Origin of the sequence: Anoxybacillus sp. LAT27 (assembly GCF_022030075.1) — a bacterium.
Taxonomy (GTDB): domain Bacteria; phylum Bacillota; class Bacilli; order Bacillales; family Anoxybacillaceae; genus Anoxybacillus; species Anoxybacillus kestanbolensis.
The window spans coordinates 114209-121224 of record NZ_JAIWYK010000423.1 but is presented as its reverse complement, the minus strand read 5'-3'; the positions used below and the strand labels follow the sequence as shown (position 1 = coordinate 121224).

Annotated in this window: 6 protein-coding genes; all 6 read left to right on the top strand. The window is 45.1% G+C overall.

Translation table 11 applies throughout. The features are described 5' to 3' along the window. Nucleotides 1-167 precede the first annotated feature (167 nt). The 6 genes from LD028_RS12260 (at nt 168) to fliS (ending at nt 7008) form a co-directional block, all read left to right on the top strand. Nucleotides 168-1010 carry a DegV family protein gene (locus LD028_RS12260; protein ID WP_237811974.1) on the top strand — a complete coding sequence of 281 codons (843 nt, stop codon included), beginning with the start codon at nt 168-170 and terminating at the stop codon, nt 1008-1010. Nucleotides 1011-1076: 66 nt separating this feature from the next. Further along, entirely contained in the window at nt 1077-2417 is a 1341-nt protein-coding gene (locus LD028_RS12255) for an ATP-dependent helicase ComFA (RefSeq protein WP_309240415.1), read from the top strand. Then, a complete protein-coding gene (locus LD028_RS12250; protein WP_237811972.1) occupies nt 2414-3082 on the top strand; it encodes a ComFC family protein in 669 nt (222 codons plus the stop codon). Before LD028_RS12255 ends, LD028_RS12250 begins: the two co-directional genes overlap by 4 nt. 82 nt (nt 3083-3164) lie before the next feature. Continuing rightward, nucleotides 3165-6251, top strand: coding sequence for a metal-dependent peptidase (locus LD028_RS12245; RefSeq protein ID WP_237811971.1), 3087 nt, complete (start codon nt 3165-3167; stop codon nt 6249-6251). Beyond that, nucleotides 6248-6535, top strand: a complete 288-nt coding sequence (locus LD028_RS12240) for an EscU/YscU/HrcU family type III secretion system export apparatus switch protein (protein WP_237811970.1) — start codon at nt 6248-6250, stop codon at nt 6533-6535. The genes LD028_RS12245 and LD028_RS12240 overlap by 4 nt, the downstream gene beginning before the upstream one ends. A gap of 59 nt (nt 6536-6594) precedes the next feature. Then, nucleotides 6595-7008: a flagellar export chaperone FliS gene (gene fliS, locus LD028_RS12235; RefSeq protein ID WP_237811969.1), complete on the top strand. Its 414-nt coding sequence runs from the start codon at nt 6595-6597 to the stop codon at nt 7006-7008. The last annotated feature ends 8 nt before the right edge of the window (nt 7009-7016 follow it).

The following is a 7016-nucleotide window of genomic DNA, read 5'->3' as shown; positions in this document are numbered from 1 at the left end:
CCGATTTCCCCCTCCTATACCCTTATACCTATATATTAAAACAGCTTGTCGACTTTGTCGACAAGCTGAGGTTGTCGAGTGGATTCGACAACCTTTTTCAATGCAATGGTAGTTATAATGTAGTACAATGCAGATAGGAAAAATTTTGGACAAGGAAGGTAAGGATGATGAAAACGGCGATTTTAACGGATAGTACAGCATATATCCCGAAACATATTCGCGAACAGTTGAATATACATATCATTCCTTTAAGCGTCGTCTTTGGAACAGAGACGTATCGTGAAGAGATTGACATGAGCGCAGAAGATTTTTTTGACAAAGTAAAAACGAGCGAACAACTGCCGACAACGTCACAGCCGCCGATTGGACTATTTGTTGAGACATTTGAGCAACTTGCAAAACAGTATGATGCGGTCATTTCGATTCATTTATCAAGCGGTATTAGTGGCACGTACCAAGGGGCTGTGTCCGCAGGGCAAATGGTTGAGGGGATTCAAGTGTACGCATACGATTCGGAAATTAGCTGCATGATGCAAGGCTTTTATGCGATCGAAGCAGCGGAAATGGCGCAAGCAGGCGTACACCCCGAAGCGATTATTGCGCGTTTAGATGAAATGAAACAGTCGGTGCGCGCTTATTTTATGGTTGATGATTTATCCCATTTACAGCGTGGCGGACGGTTAAGTGGGGCACAGGCGTTCATCGGCAGCTTGCTGCAAGTGAAGCCAATTTTACATTTCGTTGATAAAGTCATCGTGCCGTTTGAAAAAATTCGTACACGGAAAAAAGCGTTAAGCCGAATAGAAGAGCTATTTGCTGAAGATGCGCGTCTTGGCGTTCCGATGCGTGCGGTCATCATTCATGCGAACCGTGAAGAAGAAGCGCGCGCATGGAAAGAAAAGCTCGAACAACAATATCCACACGTAGAATTTTTCTTCAGCTATTTCGGTCCTGTCATCGGCACGCATTTAGGTGAAGGCGCGATGGGATTCGGTTGGTATAAAAAATAAGCAGGAATTTTTTTAATGCATGCGAATAGAAGAAGTGGGCGACTCGTCCACTTCTTTTTTAGTGAGGTGATTCGTTTGTCTCTTGTTGGAAAACAGTTGTTAAAGTCTGAGCTTTCCTTTCCTTACGATAAGCAACATGTGCAAATTATAGACAGCATCATAAAAACAAAGCGAGGCTATGTTTGCATCCGCTGCAATAACGATGACCAACAGCTTTTTGCCTCTTTTCCTTGTGCACATTGTGGACGTACATGTACGTACTGTCGAAAATGTATTATGATGGGACGATGTAGCGAATGCAATCCGCTCGTCATTTGGATTGGACCAACTCCTTCGACCTCTTTTTCTTCACCGCTACAATGGAACGGTCAATTATCTCCAGCACAACAACTTGCTTCTCATGAAGTTTGTCTTGCGATTGAACGTAACGATTCGTTGCTTGTTTGGGCGGTATGCGGAGCGGGAAAAACAGAAGTGCTATTTGCAGGCATTAACATGGCGCTGTCGCACGGAAAGCGCGTTTGCATTGCTGCTCCGCGCACCGATGTTGTATTGGAGCTAGCTCCGCGTTTGGCGAGTGTATTTCCATCGGTCGATATGGCGGCATTATATGGCGGCAGCCAAGACCGTGGCAAACTTGCTTCATTGACGGTGACGACGACGCATCAATTGCTTCGCTATTATCACGCTTTTGATGTGATGATTGTCGATGAAGTTGATGCGTTTCCATATAGTGTAGATGCGATGCTTTCCTATGCAGTAGAACGCGCCCGAAAACCGACATCTGCGCTTATTTATTTAACCGCCACGCCAAGCGAACAATGGCAACGTGAAGTAAAAAGCGGAAAACGAAAAGCGGTGACGATTCCTGCGCGCTATCATCGCCGTCCGCTTCCTGTTCCAACATTTGAATGGTGCGGAAATTGGCAAAAAAAGTGGCGTAATCAACGTTTGCCATCCTGTGTCGTGCAATGGGTAAACGAGCATCTCGAAAGAAACAAACAAGCCTTTTTATTTGTCCCTCACATCGACTTGTTACAACAAGTTGTTCCGTATTTCCAACAATTTCATCCTCATATCGAAGGGGTGCATGCCGAAGATCCGAAACGAAAGGACAAAGTGCTCGCTTTTCGGCGTGGACAAATTCCGCTTCTTGTGACAACAACCATTTTAGAGCGTGGGGTGACTGTGCCAAACATCGATGTAGCTGTATTAGGTGCAGAACAACCGATTTTTACAGAAAGTGCGCTTGTGCAAATCGCAGGACGCGTCGGGCGAAGTGCTCAATATCCGACAGGTGATGTCCGCTTTTTTCATTTTGGAAAAACGAAAGCGATGATCGCCGCTAAGCGCCATATTGCACGCATGAACGATGAAGCACGAAAGCGAGGGTTGATCGACGAATGAAGTGCCTCATTTGTCATGATGAATGGATGCCGGCGATATCGTTTGCGATGCTTTTGACGCTTCGCCAAGCGGATGTTTGTTGCCCGCGTTGCCGAGCCCGTTTTATTCGTCTTGAGGGAAATCGCTGTGAACGATGTAGCCGTTTAAGTGATAGGATGATATGTGAAGATTGTATTGGGTGGGAAAAACGAAAAAGTGCTTTGAAACAAAATGTTTCTGTGTATATGTATAACGACTGGATGAAAGAAGTGATGAATCGTTTTAAATTTCGTGGCGACTATGCGCTCGTTGAAGCGTTTCGTCACGATGTTCGCCACGTGTTTGATGAACATTTTTCTTCGGATATGTTCCTTGTCCCGATTCCACTTAGCCCTTCTCGATTAGCTGAACGAGGGTTTAATCAAGCGGAAGCGATTGCTTCGCTTTTATCGTTGCCGATGATTTTTGCCTTACAACGTATCGATGATGAAAAACAATCGAAAAAAACGAGGCGTGAACGGTTTGTCGGACGCAAGTTTTGTTTGACAGGAGAAGATGTAGCCGGAAAGCGCATCGTCATCGTTGATGATCTTTATACGACAGGGGCAACGGTGCATGAAGCGGCAAAACTGCTGTATGACGCAGGTGCGCGCGAGATTTATTCGTTTACGCTCGTGCGCTCATAGTTGGGAACAAACTCCCATTGAAAACCGCCTCCTATTGGTCGATATAAAGAGTAGGAATATTGGAGAACGGAGATGGGTCGTTATGGAAATTCGCGGATACGGGCATTATCGCTCGACATCATCATCTTCAACGACTGTGACGTTAAAAGCAGGAGATGTGTATGAAGCAGTCGTCAAAGAACAAGTAGGCGAAAAAGAAGCAATTGTACAATTAAGAGGTATCGATATTCGGTTTCGTTTTGAAGGTGATGTACCGTCGTCTGGTCGGGTGAAAGTGCAAGTCACCGGTAGTGATGGAGATGTTGTTGAAGGAAAGATTGTACCGCCTTCTTCCACATCATCATTTGAGACGTTTGAAACACCTGAACTTCGCCAAGCGGTGATGATTGTCGCCCAAAAACAACTGCCGCTCACTCGTGAAACGGTAGAATCGTTACGCACGTTTTTAGCAGAAGGAAAAGGAACGGTTGAACAAAAGTTAGAAACGATTCAAATCGCAGCAACGAAAAAGCTTGATATGACGATAAAGCAGTTACAAGCCGTTCATGAAGCGCTTCACGGCAAGCCGTTCAGCGAGTCGTTACATGATATCGTTCAGGCGATTGATAAACATTTTTCATTTACTCCAATCACAAAACAACGTTCGCAAATGGTTAGTGAGCTACGTGCACAACTGCAACAAGAGAGAAACATCGATCGTGTGCTCGAACTCGCGAAGCAGTTTGCAGAAGAAAACGGACATGATGAAATTGGGAGAGCTGTACGTGAGGCGGCCTTGTTAAAAGAGCGGGGACACGAGACGTTTGCCCGAAGTCGCATCATGCAAGCTGTTGCTGTGGCGGAGACGAATGAAAAAATAGACCATGTACAAACTGAACGAGCGACAACGCAAGAGAAGCAATTGCAAATCGTACGTCAACAAGTTGAACGTGAGCCGATTGTCGCAAAAGCACTTACCATTGCGAAAGGAAGTGAAGTCGTTCGTCAGACGCTCGGTCGAGCGTTACAAGAAGCAGAACAGTTGTATCGCTCAGGTCAACCGCTTAGCGCAAAAGAGCGGTTGCTTGAAGCGTTTGCCTCCGTAGAGAAAAAAGAGAATGTGCCGATACAGCCTGCCTCAAATGCGCAAAAACAAATGGTCGATGAAGCAAAACGAATGGTTCGCAACGCTCGTAATATAGAAGATGCTGTTCGTCAGTTGAAAGAAACGTTGTTGCCGCGCATGGAAGGGAATGAATTACATGAAGCGATTGAACGTGTAGAACAACTAGGAGAAAAGGCGAAAACCGATCTTATTCAAGCATTGCGGGCAGTAGGGGATCAACCGAGTAAGTCAACATTGCCGTTAGAAATAAAAGAAGCACAGCTAAAACAAGTGGCAGAGGTGCGGAAACAAGTCGAAAACGCCCCGAATATGAAAGCGGTAGAGCCACAAGTAAAGGAACTGGCTCGTACGTTACCAGCAGAACAAGCAGAGAAAGTGATTCGAGCATTAAGTCAAGCAAAATTATTTGAAACGGTTGGTCGTGGCGTAGAAGCTCGTCAACCACTTGTGCAAGCATTGCAATCCATTGAACAACAGCTTGAGCCTGAATATATGAATCGTGCAAATATGATTGCTGATCGCCTCGAGCAGCAAACAATGACGTTAACAGAAGCGGTTCGTCAGCTACAAGCAGACGCTATGCTCACGAAACAACCAAATATGCCACAAACGCTTCAGCAAATGGCACAGATGCTAGATAAACAGCGCGAACAGCTTTTCACGGCGATTGCGACAATTGAAAATGAACAACGTGCAACCAATGATGTTCGCGCGCTAATTGCGCAAGCGATAAAAACGATACAAAAAGAGCCAAATGTCAAAGAAGCGTTACAAATGGCGCGTGCGCAACTTGCACAACATATGGAACCGCTGCTTCATGATGCGTTCGCCCGTGCTGACGAACTCGCAAAAAACGGGAGAGAAATGGCTGCAAGACAAACGGTCGTTCGAGCACTTCAACAAATCGAAACGATGTTGCCGACAAATGACGATTCCTCACCTGCTGATGTGGCGTACGAGTCGTTGGCGGCACTCGGTTTACAGTCGAAAGATATGATCGTTCAAACAGTAACGAAACGAATGGCTGAAGCAACGAAACAGTTTCAACAAGCGAAGCGTGATATGATGCGCAATTTAGATGCGATCGATCATCTGACTACTCAATACAAGCAAGCGGCGCGACCGCAAGCCAAACAGCTGTTAGAAACGACGATTAAACAGCTTGACCAAACAATTTTAAAAAGTGATGCGATGTTGTTTACGGATATGACGATGGAGAAAAAATTGCTGCAAGCCAGTTCGCAATTGGCGGAGGCGAAAAAGCTGCTAGATAAAGGACAAATGGCAGAAGCACAAAAAATCGTGAAGCAAGTAAAAAGTACGCTCGAACAAATGCAATTTAAACCGTCAGATGTGAAAGTAAAACATTTTGTTCAAGCGCAGTCGCTGAAACAACAAACACCAGAACAAGCACTGCTGACGCAATGGAACGAAATCGTTCAGCCTGAGCCGTCCGCGCGCCACATGCTACAAACGATTCACCGCCTTGGTTTTATGCACGAAGCCGATATAGCAAATTCACTCGTATTTCATGGCGAAAGCGAACAGTCTGAAGAAACGATGAAAGGACTGCTCATGAAATTAGCACAAACGGGTGGCGAGGGATCGAAACAAGCCGAACAAGCGTTGACGCATATGTCAGGGCAACAATTGTTGAATAAAAACGATCAAGGAAGCGCGATGCAAACGCTCTTTTTCACGATTCCATTGTTGCTGCAAAAGGAAGTGAAAGATGTAAAAGTATACGTCAATGCGCGAAACGACGGAAAACGAGTTGATTGGGAAAACTGCAGCTTATACTTTTTGCTGGAAACAAAAAAACTCGGCGATGTTGGCGTATTATTAAGCGCAAATGAACGGACGATTTCCGTGACGTTTCGCAACGACCGTGAAGATTTTGCGGAGCGCATGCGCCTACTCGTCGAAACGGCTACGAAGCGCCTTGAAGAAATCGGATACCGCGTCGGAAATGTACAATTTACAACGTTTGCAAAACATGAAGAAAAGTCAAACGAGCCAAAACGAGCGACATGGACGGAGAAAGGATATGATTTTACAATATGATGTACTTTAACCAAAAACGAAAACGAGAAATAAACGGTCCATCGGCGGCGGTCATTCGTTACGAAGAAGGGGATAAAGCGCCGACCGTCGTCGCCCACGGGCGCGGTTACGTCGCTGAAAAAATTATCGAACTCGCGAAACAAAACGGAGTACCGATCGAACAAGATGCCGCGCTCGTCCAACATTTGCTTGACCTCGACCTCGGTGATACGATTCCGCCACAATTGTATGCCGTTATCGCAGAAATTTTAATTTTAATTGAAAAAATGGAACGAAACTATTAAACAATAAAAAATCGTGACGATAAATAAAATAGGTGAACGATGAAAGGGAGAGTGAGCGCGTGGAGTTTTTAACAGAAGAAGTGGTGTATAAAAAAACGCCACAACAATTAACAGCGCTACTTTATGAAGGATTAATGGAAAGTGTAGAAGAAGCGATCGCAAGCACAAAAAAAGGCGACTATATTCATGTCAACAAACGACTACAAAAAGCAAATGATATTTTACGTCGCCTTGGCGTTGGTTTGAAGTATGATGCGGGCATTATCGCCCACCAATTAGACGCGCTATATAACTATATGGCGGAGCGTCTTATCGACGCAAATATGAAAAAAGATGTAGCGATGATGGAAGAAGTGCTCACGATCGCAAAAGAAATCGCGACCGCATGGAATGAAGCGTTGAAAAAACAACCGACAACAAACGTCGCAGCGAAAAAAGCAGCGGCATATGAGCAATTTATTAAGACGGAGTAAGGGAGAGA

What these genes read in the sequence shown, in the direction of transcription:
- LD028_RS12240 (WP_237811970.1), top strand. Translation starts at nt 6,248, where the DNA reads ATGATGTACTTTAACCAAAAACGAAAACGAGAAATAAACGGTCCATCG.
- LD028_RS12250 (WP_237811972.1), top strand. Translation starts at nt 2,414, where the DNA reads ATGAAGTGCCTCATTTGTCATGATGAATGGATGCCGGCGATATCGTTT.
- LD028_RS12260 (WP_237811974.1), top strand. Translation starts at nt 168, where the DNA reads ATGAAAACGGCGATTTTAACGGATAGTACAGCATATATCCCGAAACAT.
- LD028_RS12245 (WP_237811971.1), top strand. Translation starts at nt 3,165, where the DNA reads ATGGAAATTCGCGGATACGGGCATTATCGCTCGACATCATCATCTTCA.